At 69.4% G+C, this 16,002-nt stretch carries 16 protein-coding genes; 6 read left to right on the plus strand and 10 right to left on the minus strand.

Annotated features, from left to right (window positions below; all coding sequences use genetic code 11):
* The first annotated feature begins 99 nt into the window (after positions 1 to 99).
* Both AC1DS4_RS07005 and AC1DS4_RS07010 read left to right on the plus strand, forming a co-directional pair.
* Positions 100 to 534, plus strand: a complete 435-nt coding sequence (locus AC1DS4_RS07005; protein ID WP_477632369.1) for a hypothetical protein — start codon at positions 100 to 102, stop codon at positions 532 to 534.
* A gap of 156 nt (positions 535 to 690) precedes the next feature.
* Positions 691 to 999 carry a DUF559 domain-containing protein gene (locus AC1DS4_RS07010; protein WP_477632368.1) on the plus strand — a complete coding sequence of 103 codons (309 nt, stop codon included), beginning with the start codon at positions 691 to 693 and terminating at the stop codon, positions 997 to 999.
* Positions 1,000 to 1,069: 70 nt separating this feature from the next.
* Here the strand turns inward: AC1DS4_RS07010 and AC1DS4_RS07015 are convergent, their stop codons facing one another.
* The 3 genes from AC1DS4_RS07015 to fdxA all read right to left on the minus strand — a co-directional run bounded on the left by AC1DS4_RS07015 (position 1,070) and on the right by fdxA (position 3,966).
* Entirely contained in the window at positions 1,070 to 2,365 is a 1,296-nt protein-coding gene (locus tag AC1DS4_RS07015) for a citrate synthase (protein WP_477624129.1), read from the minus strand.
* 112 nt (positions 2,366 to 2,477) lie between these two features.
* The gene (dapC, locus tag AC1DS4_RS07020) at positions 2,478 to 3,632 is read right to left on the minus strand and encodes a succinyldiaminopimelate transaminase (RefSeq protein WP_477624128.1); all 1,155 of its coding nucleotides are present in this window, start codon (positions 3,630 to 3,632) and stop codon (positions 2,478 to 2,480) included.
* 7 nt (positions 3,633 to 3,639) lie between these two features.
* Positions 3,640 to 3,966, minus strand: coding sequence for a ferredoxin (gene fdxA, locus AC1DS4_RS07025; protein ID WP_066673553.1), 327 nt, complete (start codon positions 3,964 to 3,966; stop codon positions 3,640 to 3,642).
* Between the two features lie 21 nt (positions 3,967 to 3,987).
* On the opposite strand from fdxA, the gene AC1DS4_RS07030 reads away from it, so the two are divergent.
* A complete protein-coding gene (locus AC1DS4_RS07030) occupies positions 3,988 to 5,022 on the plus strand; it encodes a GNAT family N-acetyltransferase (protein ID WP_477624127.1) in 1,035 nt (344 codons plus the stop codon).
* A gap of 53 nt (positions 5,023 to 5,075) precedes the next feature.
* Complete coding sequence (locus tag AC1DS4_RS07035; RefSeq protein WP_477624126.1) at positions 5,076 to 5,489, plus strand: VOC family protein; 414 nt, start codon at positions 5,076 to 5,078, stop codon at positions 5,487 to 5,489.
* Positions 5,490 to 5,503: 14 nt separating this feature from the next.
* On the opposite strand, the gene AC1DS4_RS07040 is transcribed toward AC1DS4_RS07035, so the two are convergent.
* From AC1DS4_RS07040 to AC1DS4_RS07070, 7 genes are all read right to left on the minus strand, one after another.
* The gene (locus AC1DS4_RS07040; RefSeq protein ID WP_477624125.1) at positions 5,504 to 7,183 is read right to left on the minus strand and encodes a VanW family protein; all 1,680 of its coding nucleotides are present in this window, start codon (positions 7,181 to 7,183) and stop codon (positions 5,504 to 5,506) included.
* 13 nt (positions 7,184 to 7,196) lie between these two features.
* On the minus strand, positions 7,197 to 7,733 hold the full coding sequence (locus AC1DS4_RS07045; RefSeq protein WP_477613448.1) for a flavin reductase family protein: 537 nt from the start codon (positions 7,731 to 7,733) through the stop codon (positions 7,197 to 7,199).
* The gene (gene mshB, locus AC1DS4_RS07050; RefSeq protein ID WP_477624124.1) at positions 7,730 to 8,668 is read right to left on the minus strand and encodes an N-acetyl-1-D-myo-inositol-2-amino-2-deoxy-alpha-D-glucopyranoside deacetylase; all 939 of its coding nucleotides are present in this window, start codon (positions 8,666 to 8,668) and stop codon (positions 7,730 to 7,732) included. Before mshB ends, AC1DS4_RS07045 begins: the two co-directional genes overlap by 4 nt.
* Before the next feature lie 4 nt (positions 8,669 to 8,672).
* Positions 8,673 to 9,179: a hypothetical protein gene (locus AC1DS4_RS07055; protein WP_477646013.1), complete on the minus strand. Its 507-nt coding sequence runs from the start codon at positions 9,177 to 9,179 to the stop codon at positions 8,673 to 8,675.
* A complete protein-coding gene (locus AC1DS4_RS07060) occupies positions 9,176 to 10,378 on the minus strand; it encodes an ABC transporter substrate-binding protein (RefSeq protein ID WP_477646014.1) in 1,203 nt (400 codons plus the stop codon). Before AC1DS4_RS07060 ends, AC1DS4_RS07055 begins: the two co-directional genes overlap by 4 nt.
* 16 nt (positions 10,379 to 10,394) lie before the next feature.
* Positions 10,395 to 12,278, minus strand: coding sequence for a translational GTPase TypA (gene typA, locus AC1DS4_RS07065; protein WP_477613451.1), 1,884 nt, complete (start codon positions 12,276 to 12,278; stop codon positions 10,395 to 10,397).
* A gap of 192 nt (positions 12,279 to 12,470) precedes the next feature.
* Positions 12,471 to 12,914 (minus strand): (deoxy)nucleoside triphosphate pyrophosphohydrolase, encoded by a 444-nt coding sequence (locus tag AC1DS4_RS07070; protein ID WP_477632366.1) that lies wholly within the window; start codon positions 12,912 to 12,914, stop codon positions 12,471 to 12,473.
* Between the two features lie 251 nt (positions 12,915 to 13,165).
* Between AC1DS4_RS07070 and AC1DS4_RS07075 the strand changes: the two genes are divergently transcribed.
* Positions 13,166 to 14,158 carry an ABC transporter permease gene (locus tag AC1DS4_RS07075; RefSeq protein ID WP_477613453.1) on the plus strand — a complete coding sequence of 331 codons (993 nt, stop codon included), beginning with the start codon at positions 13,166 to 13,168 and terminating at the stop codon, positions 14,156 to 14,158.
* 55 nt (positions 14,159 to 14,213) lie between these two features.
* Positions 14,214 to 15,989, plus strand: coding sequence for an ABC transporter substrate-binding protein (locus AC1DS4_RS07080; RefSeq protein WP_477632365.1), 1,776 nt, complete (start codon positions 14,214 to 14,216; stop codon positions 15,987 to 15,989).
* The last annotated feature ends 13 nt before the right edge of the window (positions 15,990 to 16,002 follow it).

Raw genomic sequence — 16,002 nt, forward strand, 5'->3', positions numbered from 1 at the left:
CCCACTCTCTGGACGGGCCAGAGAGTGGGTTGGCGCTCACTCACCCAGGCCCTGTGGAGAACGTCGGCCACGCGCGCCCGCCGCCACCATGCTCGGACGATGCCGCTCCCGCGCCGTCCACTGCCACCTACGCTGACGGGCCGGTCGTTCACGGTGGCCCAGGCAGTCGAAGCCGACGGCCCGGAGCACCGCCTCCGGTCACCGGACCTCCACCGCCCGACCAAGGGGGTCCGGTGCCACCGGGACGCCACCACGCTCGACGACCTGGCCGCCGACCTGGCCCTCGCCCTGCCCGCGCCCTGGGCCTGGTCCCACCTCACGGCCGCTCGGCTCTTCCGGCTCCCCCTCCCGACGTCGTGGACACGCCATGAGCCGCTGCACGTTGTGCGCCCCACCGAGTCCGCCCAGGTCAGGAGACCCGGCCTGGTCGGCCACCGCGGCCTCGAGAACCGGGAGGCACACTTGCTGCGCGGCCACCCGACGACGACCGCAGCGTGGACGTGGGCCGACCTCGCCAGCCTGCCGACCCTGTAGGTCGAGGATCTCGTCATCGCAGGGGACGCGTTCGCCACCCGCGACCCAGACCTGTTGGAACAGCTCGTCGCGATGGGTCGCGGCGGCAGGACCCGACGCGGAGCACGAAAGCTCAGAGCAGCGGCGGCGCTGCTGAGGTCCGGGAGCGGGTCGCCGATGGAGACGCGGGCACGGCTGGCGTTCGTCGAGGCGGGTCTGCCCGAGCCCGAGCTGAACGCGACCGTGAGCGGTCCGGACGGTCACTTCCTCGCGCGGGTCGACTTCCTCTGGCGTGAGGCCGGCGTGGTCGTCGAGTACGAGGGCGACCAGCACCGGACTGATCGACGGCAGTGGCAGAACGACATCGCCAGGGTGCGCCTGCTGGAGGAGAGCGGGCTGCGGGTCATCCGCATCACGAGTCTCGACCTGTTCGACGCCAGCCGGCTGCGGGTCCTGGTCGCGCTCCTGCGCAGTCTCGTCACGTGAGTGAGCGCCAACCCACTCTCAGGACCGGCCGGAGAGTGGGTTGGCGCTCACTGAGCAAGCCCTCGAGGGGTCAGCGGCCGCCCATGGCGACGTAGTCGCGCTCGGTCGCGCCGGTGTAGATCTGGCGCGGGCGGCCGATCTTGGTCTGCGGGTCCTCGATCATCTCGCGCCACTGGGCGATCCAGCCCGGGAGGCGGCCGAGGGCGAACAGCACGGTGAACATGCGCTCGGGGAAGCCCATCGACTTGTAGATCAGGCCGGTGTAGAAGTCGACGTTCGGGTAGAGCTTGCGCTCCACGAAGTAGTCGTCCTCCAGGGCCCGCTGCTCGAGCTGGAGCGCGATGTCGAGCAGGGGGTCGGAGACGCCGTCCTTGGTGAGGATCTTGTCGGCGGTCTTCTTGATGATGGCGGCGCGCGGGTCGTAGTTCTTGTAGACCCGGTGGCCGAAGCCCATCAGCTTGACCCCGTCCTCCTTGTTCTTGACCTTCTTGACGAAGGTGTCGACGTCGCCACCGTCCTGGTGGATCGTGTTGAGCATCTCCAGGACCGCCTGGTTGGCCCCACCGTGCAGCGGGCCGAACAGCGCGTTGATGCCGGCCGAGACCGAGGCGAACAGGTTGGCGTTCGAGGAACCCACGAGTCGCACGGTCGAGGTGGAGCAGTTCTGCTCGTGGTCGGCGTGCAGGATCAGGAGCAGGTCGAGGGCCTTGACCATGTCCTCGTCCATGTCGTACGGCTCGGCCGGGAAGCCGAACGTCATGCGCAGGAAGTTCTCCGGCAGCGACAGCGAGTTGTCGGGGTAGAGGAACGGCTGGCCGACCGACTTCTTGTAGGCGTAGGCCGCGATGGTCGGCAGCTTGGCCAGCAGGCGGACCGTCGAGATCTCGACCTGCTCCTTGTCGAACGGGTCGAGGCTGTCCTGGTAGAACGTCGACAGCGCGGACACGGCGGACGACAGCACCGGCATCGGGTGGGCGTCGCGCGGGAAGCCGCCGAAGAACGCCTTGAGGTCCTCGTGCAGCAGCGTGTGGCGCCGGATCTTCTGGTCGAAGTCGTCGAGCTGGGTCTGGCTCGGCAGCTCGCCGTAGATGAGGAGGTACGACACCTCGAGGAAGCTCGACTTCTCGGCAAGCTGCTCGATCGGGTAGCCGCGGTAGCGCAGGATGCCCTCGTCACCGTCGATGTAGGTGATCGCGCTGCTGCACGACGCGGTGTTGACGAACCCGGAGTCCAGGGTGACGTTGCCCGTCACCTTCATCAGCTTGGAGACGTCGTAGCCGTCGTTGCCCTCGGCTGCCTTGACCAGCGGGAGCTCGAGGGTCTTGCCCCCGGCCGTCAGGGTGGCGCCAGCGGTTGCGTCTGTCATCCGAAATCCATCCTCCACGTCGTGCGGGCGCCCCGATCTGGTGTGCGTGCCGGGCGCTTCTCGCGCACTGCGACGCTACCCCAACTCACGGGGCTGTCGGGAATCGGCCCGGCTACCTGGCGAGACGCTCGGCGGCCGCGGCGATGCGTTCGTCGGTGGCGGTGAGGGCGATGCGCACGTGCTCGCGGCCAGCGGCGCCATAGAAGCTGCCAGGAGCCGCGAGTATGCCGCGGGCGGCCAGCGCGCCGATGGTCACCCAGGCGTCCTCGCCCCGAGTCGCCCACAGGTAGAGGCCGGCGTCGGAGTGGTCCACCCGCAGGCCGAAGGCCTCGACGGCGGCACGGAGGGTGGTGCGCCGCGCGGCATACCGGGCCTTCTGCTCGGCAACGTGGGCGTCGTCGCCGAGGGCGACCGTGAGGGCCTGCTGCACCGGCCACGGCACGATCATTCCGGCGTGCTTGCGCACCTCGAGCAGTCGGCGAACCAGCGTCACGTCGCCGGCCACGAAGGCAGCGCGGTAGCCCGCGAGGTTGGACTGCTTGCTCAGCGAGTAGACAGCCAGCAGTCCCTCGTGGCTGTCACCGCAGACCCGCGGGTCGAGGATGCTCGGCGTCGTGGGGACGTCGGGGTCGCGCTCGGAGTCGGGCCGCCAGTCGAGCTCGGCGTAGCACTCGTCACTGGCCACGACCACACCGTGCTGGCGAGCCCAGGCGACGACCTTGGCCAAGTGCGACACACCCAGGACGCGACCGGTCGGGTTGCTGGGACTGTTGAGCCACAACAGCTTCGGCGTCGTGGCAGGAGTCAGGGGTCCCAGCGCGGCGAGTCCGTCGACCACCTGGGGTCGCGCCCCGGCCAGCCGAGCACCGACGTCGTAGGTCGGGTAGGCCACGCCCGGGAAGCCCACGATGTCACCGGCACCCAGGCCCAGCAGGGTCGGCAACCAGGCCACCAGCTCCTTGGAGCCGATGGTCGGCAGGACCCCGTCCGGGTCGACGCCAGGCACGCCGCGACGTCGGGCGAACCACGCCGCCACCGCCTCGCGCAGCGCGGGCGTGCCGTAGGTCTGCGGGTAGCCCGGCGCGTCGGAGGCGGCACGCAGCGCCTCCTGGACGACGGCGGGTGTCGGGTCCACGGGCGTGCCGACGGACAGGTCCACCAAGCCACCGGCCGGTCCTCCAACAGCGAGACTCGCCCGCTCCTTGTACGGAGCGAGCGAGTCCCAGGGAAAGTCAGGCAGGGCGCGCAGGCCCTCGCCGCCGATCACCCGTCGATCACTCGTCGTGGGACTGCGGCGGCAGGTCGGCGATCAGCGGGTGGTCCTTGGGGATCAGGCCGAGCTTGGCCGCACCGCCGGGGCTGCCGAGGTCGTCGAAGAACTCGACGTTGGCCTTGTAGTAGTCGGCCCACTGCTCGGGGGTGTCGTCCTCGTAGTAGATCGCCTCGACCGGGCAGACCGGCTCGCAGGCACCGCAGTCGACGCACTCGTCGGGGTGGATGTAGAGCGACCGCTCCCCTTCGTAGATGCAGTCGACCGGACATTCCTCGATGCAGGCCTTGTCCTTGAGGTCCACACAAGGCTGGGCGATCACGTACGTCATGGCGCACATACTATGCGGCCCATGTCGACCGACGTCAGCAACCTCCCCCTCGGGTCCCGAGTCGTGGTCAGGTGGCGACTGGAGAACCCCGACGCGGCCACCGGAGCGACCCTCACCGACAGCGTCGGCACCCTCGTCGGACGCGATGCCGACACCGTGTCGGTCGAGACCTCACGCGGCCCGGTCACCATCGCGGTGGACCGGATCACCGCGGCCAAGGAGGTCCCTCCGAAACCCTCGCGCCGCGGCGCAGCGCACCTCGCTCTGTCGATCGAGGACCTCCAGCGCGTGATGACCCCCTCCTGGGGTGCCGTCGAACGGGGCACCCTGGGGGACTGGGTGCTCCGCGCCTCCGCCGGCTACACCCAGCGCGGCAACTCCGTGGTGCCCGTCGGCAGCCCCGGCAAGCCCCTCGAGGACGCCGTCAGCGAGGTCGAGGCCTGGTATGCCGCGCGCGGCCTCCCAGCGAAGTTCGCCCTCGCGGGGCCGCAGGGCTTCGACCCCGCAAGCGACCCGTTGGGCGCGTTGCTCGTCGCCCGGGGCTATGCCGCGGGGAGCCGCACCCTCAACCTGACGGCAGCCCGCGAGACCATCGCGGCCGCCGACCCCGGGGGTCCGAGCCTGACCCTCAGCGACGAGCTCACGCCGGAGTGGCTGGAGGCCTACCGGCGCACCCGGGCCACGGTGCCCGGAGCCACCGAGGCGGTGCTGCGCGACAGCCCCCGGGTCGTCTTCGCCAGCATCGCACCCGGTGGCGGGCTCTCGCAGCAGCTGGGCCTCCGTGCGCCCGGCGCGGCAGGCACCACGCCGATCGCGTTGGCACGACTGGGGATCGGCGCCGGTTGGGCGGGGCTGGGTGCGGTCTGGACGGACCCGGCATACCGGGGACGCGGCCTGGCCGCGCACCTCACCGCCGCCCTGGCCGCCTTCCTGCGCCACGAGGACGTCGCCCTGATCCACCTCCAAGTGGAGCACGACAACGACACCGCCATCCGGCTCTACCGACGGCTCGGCTTCGACGTGCACTCGTCCTACGTCTACCTCACGCAGCACTGACCGCAGCCGAAACCCGCTGGCGCACAGGTGGCCCCGGCCGACAGAGTCGTCGCATGACCTCCCGCATCTCGCACACGACCGTCGACTCCCGCAACGCCCACGACCAGTCCGTCTGGTGGGGCCGCCTACTCGGGTTCTCGGAGGACCCGCGCGACCCCAACCTCCCCGGTCACGAGGAGTGCATGATCTTCTCCCCCGACGGGCGCCAACGGGTGCTGTTCATCGAGGTGCCCGAGGGCAAGACCGTCAAGAACCGGATCCACTTCGACCTCTGGCCGACCGACCGGACGATGAACGAGGAAGTCGAACGGCTGCTCGCCGACGGAGCCACGCTGGTCCACGACCTGCGCGACCACCACGGTCCGGGCACGGGCTGGGTCACGCTGGCCGACCCCGAGGGCAACGAGTTCTGCGTGCTGCGCAGCGAGTCCGAGCGTCCCGACCCCTATGCCCACCTCGTGAGCTGACCTCAGCCGAGACGTCAGCTGGCGCTGGGGTGCGTGCAGGTGACCTTGTCCTCGGGGATGTAGTGCGTCGAGAAGCTCGACGTCTTCACCGTCTTGCCGCCCTTCTTGAAGACCCGCGTGACCGTCACGTCGAAGCCGGTGCTCGCCGACTGCGTGACGCAGCCCGGCCGGTCGTCGACGATGGTCTTGGGCTGCACGACGTTGCGGCGCGGGCCCTTCACGGACTCGATGTCCCAGACCTTCGTGCCGTGGAAGGTCACGGTGATGGAGCTCGAGGACACCGAGGCCTGGATGAGGATCCCGTAGTTGGTGTCGTTGGTCCACTTCTGGTCCACGTCCGGCCAGGAGACCGTCGCCTCGCGGCCCTCGGGGTAGCGCGAGATGTAGAAGCTGTGCGGCAGGTACTGGTCGATCCGCACACCGGAGAAGAAGGCAGCGTTGAACGTCGTCGTGGACACCTGCGAGACGCCGCCGCCGTAGTCCTTCTTCAGCCGGCCGTCCTCGATGACGGGGGCCGACATGTATCCCTTGGCCGCCGTGCGCTGGCCCAGCGTGGCGTTGAGGCTGAACTGCTCGCCGGGACCGACGTAGGTGCCGTTCAGGGTGCGCGCCGCGATCGTGATGTTGTTGGTGCGCGGCGGGTTGTAGGGGAAGTTGGTCGTGAAGGTCGAGACCACCTCACGTGGCTTGATCTTCTCGGCCTCCGCGGTCGTCAGCTTGGGCTGCACGACCGTCGTGACGACCGTTGCGGTCCGGGCCGGGTCGGTCATGGCCGGGACGAAGGCCGCGACCACAGACTTCTCCTCGAGGGTCGCCCCAGCAGCGGCAGGGACCACGACGACCTTGGTGCCCTTGAAGGTGATCTTGGCGTCTCTGGGCTTCGCCTCGAGACCGGCGGCCGCGGCAGCCTTGCGCACTGCCGCAACGAGCTTCGCGTTGTCGACCACCGGTGCGAGCTTGCCCGTGGGGTCGGCCTGCATCGAGATGCTGGGCGCGTAGGCAGCGGGCGCGACGGCGAAAGACTTGGCGCCGACCTTGACCGTCACGGGGCCCGACATGGCTGGGTTGGCGAACTCGGCCACGGCCCGGTCGACCTCCTCGGCCGACACCGCGGGGGCAACCTGGTGCAGACGGGGAGCGATCCCTGACGTGGTCGGCCATCGCGCAACGATCTCGTCGGCGGTCTCGGCGACCGAGAGCGTGGCGCCCGCCTCGGGCTTGACGACGGCGACCTTCCCACCCGGGAACGTGATGGCAGCCTGCACGACGGGGGTGTCCAGGGTCGCTTCGGCCCCCTTCACCGCCGCCTCGAGCCGAGGCCGGTCCACAGTGGTTCGCAGCTTCTCGTCCGAGCCGCCCGTGAGCTTGTCCCAGAGGTCCGCCGGCTGGGCGCTGAAGCCGGAGAGCCCGTCGACCGTGCCGGCGTAGTCGATGGCCAGCCCGGCAGACCTGGGGTCGATCTCGAACGTCTTGTCACCGGCCTTGAGGGTCAGCTTGGCCGACTCCTTGGCCCCCAGGGCGCGCCGCAGCGTGCTCTCGGCCGAGTGGGGCGACATGCCGCCCACGGGCACGCCCGCGACCGTCGAGTTGGCCGGGATGTGCCGGCCGAGGAACCAGGCCATGCCCAGATAGGCGGCCAGCAGGACCGCCACGGCGACCCCGAGACGCAGCGCCGATGAACCGCTGTCCTTCACGGGTGGACTCCCATCACTTCAGCGCCTGGTAGCGGCTGCGGTAGTACACCAGCGCATCTGCGGGGTGCTCGTTGCTCGACAGCGAGACTACTTCGCCCAGGACGACGCTGTGGTCTCCCGCCGGGTGCACGGCCGTGGTGCGCAGCTCGATCGTGGCGAGCGCGTCACTCAGCAGCGCGACGCCGGTGGCCGGACCTCGACCGTGCGCGATCCGGTCGAGCTGGCCGTGCAGCGGTCGCCCCTGCGTGGACAACCAGTCCGCCACGGGCCGCTGCGCCGCCCCCAGCACGCTGACTCCCCAGACCCCCGAGTCGATGATCGCGTCGTGGAACCGCGCATCCACCTCGACGCACACGAGCAGGAGCATCGGGTCCATCGACACCGAGGTGAGGGCGTTGGCGGTCATCGCGTGGTCGTGTCCCCCGCTGAAGGTCGTCAGGACGGCGACCCCCGTGGCGAACCGCCCCATGGCCAGCCGGAACTGGTCGGGGTCGACCGGGCCCACGCCCAGCGGCAGCGCGGAGTCCCCCGCAGCGTCCAGCGGGCTCATCGCGGCCCACCCAGCGGCCCAGCGAGAAGCCCGGTATGCCGCGTGGTCGCCCCCGCGCCGCCTGCCGCCTCGTCGTGCGCCCCGGCTGTCGCCAGCCGCCCGGTGACCGGGTCGAGCAGCGCGAAACCCTCTCGCCCGGGGATCCGGGCGGCGATGTCGTTCGACAGGGCGTACACGTCTCCCGTGTCGGCCACGGTGACCTGCGTGACGTGGTGCCGCAGGGCGTCAGCCTGCACGGGCACCAAGGCGGGGTCGACCACCTCGTGGGTCACCAGGGCGTCGGCCACGACCGACGGCGGGTACTCCCCGTCGGGGTCGGGCAGCGACCAGCCGGTCCCGACGGGCGGGTGCTCGGCCAGCCACTCGCGGTCCTCACGGGCCCACGAGGCCGGTGTCAGCACGGCATACAAGGGCGGTCGTTCGTCCTCGGGCAGGGCGCGGAGGGCCGCGCAGGTGACCCGATGGGTCTGGATGTGGTCGGGGTGGCCGTAGCCGCCCTGCTCGTCGTAGGTGACGACGACGGCCGGCCCGACCCGGCGCACGACGCCGGCGACCAGGTCGGCGGCCTCGCCGAGGTCGGCGTTGACGAACGCGAGGGGGTTGGCGGCGCTGGGCGTGCCGGCCATGCCGGAGTCGCGGTAACGCGACAGTGCGCCCGTCTCGGCGTCCTCCCCCAGCACCTCGTGGGTGACCCCGAGCGTCTCCATGGCGGCCCGCAGCTCGGCGAGGCGATGGGGCCCGAGCGCGTCTTCGTGCGCCGCGTCCAGGTGCAGGAGCCCGGGCGGGATGACCTCACCCTCCTCGCCCAGCGTGCACGTGAGCACGTGCACGGGGTGACCGGCCCGCACGTAGTGGGCCATCGTGAGGCCAGCCGTCAGCGTCTCGTCGTCGGGGTGGGCGTGGACGAAGAGCAGCGGCTGGGCGGGGACGGTCACGGCGCTATTTCACACCCACCGTGGCGAGGTCGACGAACCCGCCCAGCGCCTCGTTGGCGCCCAGGCCGGTCACCGAGCTGCCGGCGACGTAGAGCGCCTTGCGCTGCGCGAGGGCGATGAAGGCGCCGCGCTCGGCCAACGACGCGTCCAGGGCTGCCCACGCCGTCGCCTGGCTGCTGAGGTCGTGCAGGGCCCCGATCCGAGTGATCTCCTGGTTGACCGCCGGGTCGGAGAAGCCGCCGAAGTCGCGGCCGTTGCCGTTCTTGGTCACGTTGATCCGGCTGTCGAACAGGGGCGGGATCACCGTCGAGGCGGAGGGCCAGGCTGGCGCCCAGTTGGCCCAGAACACGTCGGTCTGGTCAGTGCGGCCGGGAGCCGACACCTCGGCGAAGTAGTCCTTGGCGATCGGCTGGAGCTGGATGGCAAAGCCCGCCTCCTCCCACCCGTTCACGAGGGCGGCCAGTGCCTTGTCGGACGTGGGGGTCGACCGGTAGGCGACGCGGACCTTCACCGGCAGGGTGAGTCCCGACTCCTGCAGCGCGGCCCSGGCCCCGGCCCCCGGGCGCTGGCTGCGCTCGCGCCGCCCAGAGCCGTGACGTACCCCTCGCGGTTCGTCGCGAGGGCAAAGGCCTGGCGCACCTTGGCGTTGCGCATCACGCCCTTGACCTGGTTGGGGGCCAGGTAGTCCACGAACTGTGCCGAAGGGTTGACCGACCGGGCCGAGAGGGCTGCGTCGGAGAGGATGTGCTGCTGCATCGCCGGGGGCGCCGAGTCGAGGGTCAGCGACTGTCGGTTTGCCTCGTCGTCGTTGACCACCCGTTGCACCGCGGTCTGCGACTCCGTGCCCTCGACGTAGTCGATGGACGTCGGCCGTCCTTGGCGAATGGGGTCAGATCCCTTGTCCCACTTGGGGTTTCGCACGAAGGTGCCGCCGGAGCTCGGGTCCCAGGGCGTCTTGAGCTGGTAGGGGCCGTTGGAGAACACGGCATAGGTGCCGTCCTTGCCCTTGTCCTGCGACTGCTTGAAGGGGGCGAAGACGGGCAGTGCGACGACCTGGTTGAAGTCGGCCATCGGCGTGCTCAGCCGGTAGGTGACGGTCGAGCCGTCGCAGGACACCGCCTTGTCGAAGGCCGCCTGCCCCTTGGGGTCCTTGGCATCGGGACCGGAGTAGCTGGAGGACCCGTCCGCCTTGCGGGGGATGTCGAGGTAGGCCAGCGGGTAGTTCAGGCCCTCGGAGGCAAACGGCTCCGCGAAGGACCGGGAGGCGCCATAGCGCAGGTCCTCGCACGTGACCGGCGACCCGTCCTGCCAGGACACACCGCTGCGGAGGGTGAAGGACCAGGTCTTCAGCGTGGAGTCGACCGTGCCCGCCGTGGTGGCGAGGTCACCCTCGACAGTGCGCTGGTGGGCTGCGTCGGCACCCGACGGGAACGCCGTGAGGGTGCGCACGAAGACCCTGCCCGCGAAGGCGATGTCCTGCGCCGTCGACATGCGCTGCGGGTCCCAGGTCGCGACCGGTCCCAGGCTCAGGACGGATAACCGGCCCGCCTCGGCGGCACCGCCGCCGCCATCGGACCCGACTCCCGTGCAGCCGGACACCCCGAGGGCGGCAACGGCCACCCCCACGGCGAGGGCCTGAACCCTGCGGACGCGTTGCCCGAGGATGCCGCCCCGGAGGGCGGCCGTCCTCGGGATCCGCTGTGCCTGCATCGCTCCCAGCACGCGCTCAGGCGTTGCGGGCCCGAGCCGCGCTGCGCGCGCGCACGGTCTGGTCGAGCTCCACCTTGCGGATGCGGACCGCCTCGGGTGTGACCTCGACGCACTCGTCCTCGCGGCAGAACTCGAGCGACTGCTCGAGGCTCAGCTTGCGCGGGGGCACGATCTTCTCGAAGTTGTCCGAGGAGGAGGCGCGCACGTTGGTGAGCTTCTTCTCCTTGGTGATGTTGACGTCCATGTCGTCGGCGCGGGAGTTCTCGCCGATGATCATGCCCTCGTAGACCTCGGTGGTCGGGTCGACGAACAGGGTGCCGCGCTCCTGCAGGTTGACCATGGCGTAGGCCGTCACGACGCCGGTGCGGTCGGAGACGAGCGAGCCGCTGGTGCGGGTCGTGATGGTGCCGAACCACGGCTCGTAGTCCTCGAACACGTGGTGGGCGATGCCCGTTCCGCGGGTCTCGGTGAGGAAGAGCGTGCGGAAGCCGATGAGCCCGCGCGACGGCACGAGGAACTCCATCCGGACCCAGCCGGTGCCGTGGTTGGTCATCTGCTCCATGCGCCCCTTGCGGGTGGCCAGGATCTGGGTGATGGCGCCGAGGAACTCCTCGGGCGTGTCGATGGTGAGGCGCTCGACCGGCTCGTGGGTCTTGCCGTCGACCTCGCGGGTGACCACCTGCGGCTTGCCGACGGTCAGCTCGTAGCCCTCGCGGCGCATCTGCTCGACGAGGATCGCCAGGGCCAGCTCACCACGGCCCTGCACCTCCCAGGCGTCGGGGCGCTCGGTGGGGAGCACGCGCAACGAGACGTTGCCGACGAGCTCCTTGTCGAGGCGGTCCTTGACCATGCGGGCGGTGACCTTGGAGCCACGGACCCGACCGACCATAGGGCTGGTGTTGGTGCCGATGGTCATGGAGATCGCGGGCTCGTCGACGGTGATGACGGGCAGCGGGATGGGGTTCTCGGCATCGGCGAGGGTCTCGCCGATCATGATCTCGGGGATGCCCGCGATGGCGATGATGTCACCGGGACCGGCCGACTCGGCAGGCTTGCGCTCGAGGGCCTCGGTCATCAGCAGCTCGGTGATCTTGACCCGCTCGACGGTGCCGTCGACCTTGCACCAGGCCACGAACTGACCCTTGCGGATCGTGCCGTTGTGGACGCGCAGGAGAGCCAGGCGGCCGAGGAAGTTGGAGGCGTCGAGGTTGGTGACGTGGGCCTGCAGCGGCGCCTCGTCGTCGTAGACCGGGGCGGGGATCGTCGACAGGATCGTCTCGAACAGCGCCTCGAGGTCCTCGGCGTCCGGCAGGCCGCCGTTCTCGGGGCGGTTCATGGACGCGCGGCCGTTCTTGGCCGAGGCGTAGACGATGGGGAACTCGATCTGGTGCTCGTCGGCGTCGAGGTCCATGAACAGCTCGTAGACCTCGTCCACGACCTCCGCGATGCGGCTGTCGGGACGGTCGACCTTGTTGATGCACAGGACGACGGGCATCTTGGCCGCGAGCGCCTTGCGCAGCACGAACCGGGTCTGCGGCAGCGGCCCCTCGGACGCGTCCACGAGGAGGACGACACCGTCGACCATGCTGAGGCCGCGCTCGACCTCGCCACCGAAGTCGGCGTGACCCGGGGTGTCGATGATGTTGATGGTGGCACCGTCGGGCAGACCGGCCTCTGCGGCCGCCTTGCCGGCGTAGTGGATCGCGGTGTTCTTGGCGAGGATCGTGATGCCCTTCTCGCGCTCCAGGTCACCGGAGTCCATCGCCCGCTCGTCGACGTGCTGGTGCTCGCCGAAAGCGCCGGCCTGCCAGAGCATCTTGTCGACCAGAGTGGTCTTTCCGTGGTCAACGTGGGCAACGATGGCGACATTGCGGATGTCATCGCGGGTCTTCATAGGCATGAGCACCATTGTCTCAGGCTTTTGAGCACGCGCTGACCATGCGCGCCTGCGCGCGTGAGCACGCCCACACCGCCACCACGGGTGGTGAGGTATGCCGCACGCGGCCACCCGGCATACCTCACCTTTATCGGGTCTAGGGGTTTAGGGGGACTTCACCCCGGAACCGTTTCGGGGTGAAGGCAGCCTTTGTCCCTAGACCCGATAAAGGTGGGGCGCGATCGCGTCGACGATCGGCAGGTCTGCGGGCAGCCACGAGACGTCGTGGAGCTCTTCCCGGCGCAGCCAGCGCAGCTGGTCATGGTCCTCGATCGGAGCCGCGACACCGGCGGTCACACGAGCCAGCCACACCGTCATGGCGAACGCCTCGCCGAGGGGCCAGCGGCCGTCCTGGAGCGGGCCCGGCACCTGGGCGCCGAGCTCCACCTCGACGCCGAGCTCTTCGCGAACCTCGCGGTGCAGCGCCTCCTCCTGGGTTTCTCCCGGGTCGACCTTGCCGCCGGGGAACTCCCAGCCGCCGGCGAGCGCCGGTGGCTCCGTCCGTCGGGCAGCCAGCAACACCGTGGGGTGCAGGAGGTCGTCGACGATGGCCGCGCCGACCACTGCCGCCACGCGAGCCCCCTCCGGCCGGGTCGTCATGCGTCCCACTGTGCCAGTTTTGTCCGTGCTCGCCGCGGACTCGGGATTTCGTGGAGCGGCGGTGGCGGTCCGGAGGATCTCCGTCGCCGCGTCACGATTCGGCATCAGGTTGTTGTGAGGGACCCACGCGAGCCGGATGATGGGCGCCGAAGGGCTCAGCGCGTTCCGTCCCACAGTCGGGTTGTCCGACGCTACGCTGCCCGACGAACAGGCAGGGACACGGTCGTCAACAATGGAGGTGTGCGCCACCCATGAGTGCTCCCCTAGAGCTCGAGCCGGGCGCCACGACAGCGACGCCCGAGAGCGTGCTGGAGGGTGCCGGCAAGATCGAGGGGCGCTCGCTGGGCCAGATCGCGTGGGGTCGCCTCAAGCGCGACAAGCTTGCGCTGGCCGGTGGGCTCGTCGTCCTGGCCCTCATCGTGATCGCGGTGTGCGCGCCCCTGATCGTCGGCCTGCTGGGCCACCCCCCGAACGAGTTCCACCAGAAGCTCATCAACCCCGACACGCAGGTGCCGATCGGCAAGTACGGCGGCGCCTCCGCGGACTACCCCTTCGGCCTGGAGCCGGTCAACGGCCGTGACCTGTTCAGCCGAGTCCTCTACGGCTCGCAGATCTCATTGCTGATCGCCTTCCTGGCGACCCTGGTCTCGGTGGTCATCGGCACCGCGCTCGGTGCCATCGCCGGGTTTGCCGGGGGGATCGTCGACACGATCATCAGCCGCGTCATGGACATCTTCCTCGCGTTCCCCATCCTGTTGTTCGCGCTGGCCCTCGCCGGCGTGATCCCGGACCGCGCGTTCGGCCTCAGGGGCGATGCGCTGCGGATCTCCGTCATCGTCTTCATCATCGGCTTCTTCAACTGGCCCTACGTCGGCCGCATCATCCGCGGACAGACCCTGTCGTTGCGCGAGCGCGAGTTCGTCGATGCGGCACGCAGCCTCGGCGCACGGTCGCCGCGTGTGCTCGTCAAGGAGCTGCTCCCCAACCTCGTCGCGCCGATCCTCGTCTACTCGACGCTGCTCATCCCGACGAACATCCTCTTCGAGGCAGCACTGTCCTACCTGGGGGTCGGCGTCCAGCCGCCGCGCGCCACCTGGGGCGGCATGCTCTCCGACGCCGCCCAGTGGTACCAGGTGGACGCCTGGTTCCTGCTGCCTCCCGGCCTGGCCATCTTCGTGACGGTGCTGGCCTTCAATCTGTTCGGGGACGGCCTTCGTGACGCCCTCGACCCACGGGCGCGGTAGAACCCACCGCACCCACGCAGTTCCCTCCTACACCGAACAAGGAGCGCAACCACACATGAAGAACAAACGCATTCTGGCGATCGCCTCGGCATCTGCCCTTGCCCTGGGGTTGTCCGCGTGTGCCGACAACTCGGGTGGCTCGGGCAGCTCCGGCAGCTCGAGCGGCGGATCGGACGCCAAGCCGGCTGCCAACGCCGCGGTTGGCAAGATCTTCCGGCCCTCCGACACCAAGGGCGGCACGCTCCGTTTCGGTATGGCGGGTGACTGGGACTCGGTCGACCCCGGGGACACGTACTACGGACTCTCCTGGAACTTCCTGCGCAACTACGCGCGCACCCTGGTCGTGTTCAAGTCGGCACCCGGTTCGGGTGGCACCGAGCTCGTTCCGGACCTCGCGACGTCCTTGGGCAAGGCGAGCGACGGCAACAAGACCTGGACCTACACCCTGCGTGACGGGCTGAAGTACGAGGACGGGTCCGCGATCACGTCCAAGGACGTCAAGTACGCCGTGGCGCGCCAGCTCGACAAGGACACGTTCCCGAACGGGCCGACCTACTTCAACGACTTCCTCGCGGACGTCCCGGCGGGGTACTCGGTCTACAAGGACAAGAACCTCGACAACCTCAAGGCCATCGACACCCCGGACGACAAGACCATCGTCTTCCACCTGAAGACGGCCTTCTCCGGGTTCGACTACTTCGCCCAGCTCCCGGCCACCTCGCCGGTCCCCGTGGCGAAGGACACCGGTACCAAGTACCGCGAGCACGTCATCTCCACTGGTCCGTACAAGTTCACGACCTACCAGTTCGGCAAGCGGTACGAGCTCGACCGCAACCCGAACTACGACCCCAAGACCGACCCGGAGTCCGGCCGCAAGGCTCTTCCGGACAAGCTCACGGTCGAGCTCGGTCTGAACGCGCCCGACATCGACAACCGCCTCGAGGCGGGTGACCTCGACGTCGACATCGCCGGTACCGGAGTCCAGGCCGCGTCGCAGGGCAAGATCCTCGCGAACGCCGACCTCAAGGCGAAGACCGACAACGCCGCCGCCGCGCGCACCTGGTTCACCGTCATCAACAGTGACGTCGCACCGTTCGACAACGTGGACTGCCGCAAGGCGGTCGAGCTGGCCTACGACAAGACCGGTTACCAGCGCGCCTACGGTGGCGCCACGGGTGGCGACATCGCGACCAGCCTGATGCCGCCGGTCGTCCCGGGTCACGTCGACTTCGACCTCTACAACTTCAAGTCGAAGCCTGAAGGCGATGTCGAAGGCGCCAAGGCCGCGCTCGCCAAGTGCGGTCAGCCGAACGGCTTCGAGACCACCGTCTCGTACCGTGCCGAGCGCCCGAAGGAGAAGGCAACGGCCGAGTCGCTCCAGCAGTCGCTGGCCAAGGTCGGCATCAAGCTGAACATCAAGCCGTTCCCGACCTCGGACTACACCAAGCTCTACGCCGGCAAGCCCGACTACGCCAAGAAGAACAAGCTCGGCCTGATCATCTACGGCTGGGGCGCTGACTGGCCGGACGGCTTCGGCTTCCTGAGCCAGATCATCGACAGCCGGGTCATCCGTCCGTCGGGTAACACCAACCTCGGTATCAAGATCCCCGCTGTCGACGCACTGATCGACAAGGCTCTCGCCGAGAACGACAAGACCGCGCGCGAGAAGATCTGGGGCGACGCCGACAAGCTCGTCATGGACAACGCCGCAGTCATCCCGGGCGTCTGGTCGAAGGGTCTGCTCTTCCGCCCCGACAACCTGACGAACATCTTCGTCAACGACGGGTTCAACCAGTACGACTACACGGCGATGGGTACGTCCAAGAAGTAGCAGCTCCACTCCC

Source organism: Pedococcus sp. P3_C7 (assembly GCF_056402615.1).

What these genes read in the sequence shown, in the direction of transcription:
- AC1DS4_RS07035 (WP_477624126.1), top strand. Translation starts at nt 5,076, where the DNA reads ATGACCTCCCGCATCTCGCACACGACCGTCGACTCCCGCAACGCCCAC.
- typA (WP_477613451.1), bottom strand. Translation starts at nt 12,278, where the DNA reads ATGCCTATGAAGACCCGCGATGACATCCGCAATGTCGCCATCGTTGCC.
- AC1DS4_RS07075 (WP_477613453.1), top strand. Translation starts at nt 13,166, where the DNA reads ATGAGTGCTCCCCTAGAGCTCGAGCCGGGCGCCACGACAGCGACGCCC.
- AC1DS4_RS07015 (WP_477624129.1), bottom strand. Translation starts at nt 2,365, where the DNA reads ATGACAGACGCAACCGCTGGCGCCACCCTGACGGCCGGGGGCAAGACC.
- AC1DS4_RS07070 (WP_477632366.1), bottom strand. Translation starts at nt 12,914, where the DNA reads ATGACGACCCGGCCGGAGGGGGCTCGCGTGGCGGCAGTGGTCGGCGCG.
- AC1DS4_RS07030 (WP_477624127.1), top strand. Translation starts at nt 3,988, where the DNA reads ATGTCGACCGACGTCAGCAACCTCCCCCTCGGGTCCCGAGTCGTGGTC.
- AC1DS4_RS07080 (WP_477632365.1), top strand. Translation starts at nt 14,214, where the DNA reads ATGAAGAACAAACGCATTCTGGCGATCGCCTCGGCATCTGCCCTTGCC.
- AC1DS4_RS07010 (WP_477632368.1), top strand. Translation starts at nt 691, where the DNA reads ATGGAGACGCGGGCACGGCTGGCGTTCGTCGAGGCGGGTCTGCCCGAG.
- fdxA (WP_066673553.1), bottom strand. Translation starts at nt 3,966, where the DNA reads ATGACGTACGTGATCGCCCAGCCTTGTGTGGACCTCAAGGACAAGGCC.
- AC1DS4_RS07005 (WP_477632369.1), top strand. Translation starts at nt 100, where the DNA reads ATGCCGCTCCCGCGCCGTCCACTGCCACCTACGCTGACGGGCCGGTCG.
- AC1DS4_RS07045 (WP_477613448.1), bottom strand. Translation starts at nt 7,733, where the DNA reads ATGAGCCCGCTGGACGCTGCGGGGGACTCCGCGCTGCCGCTGGGCGTG.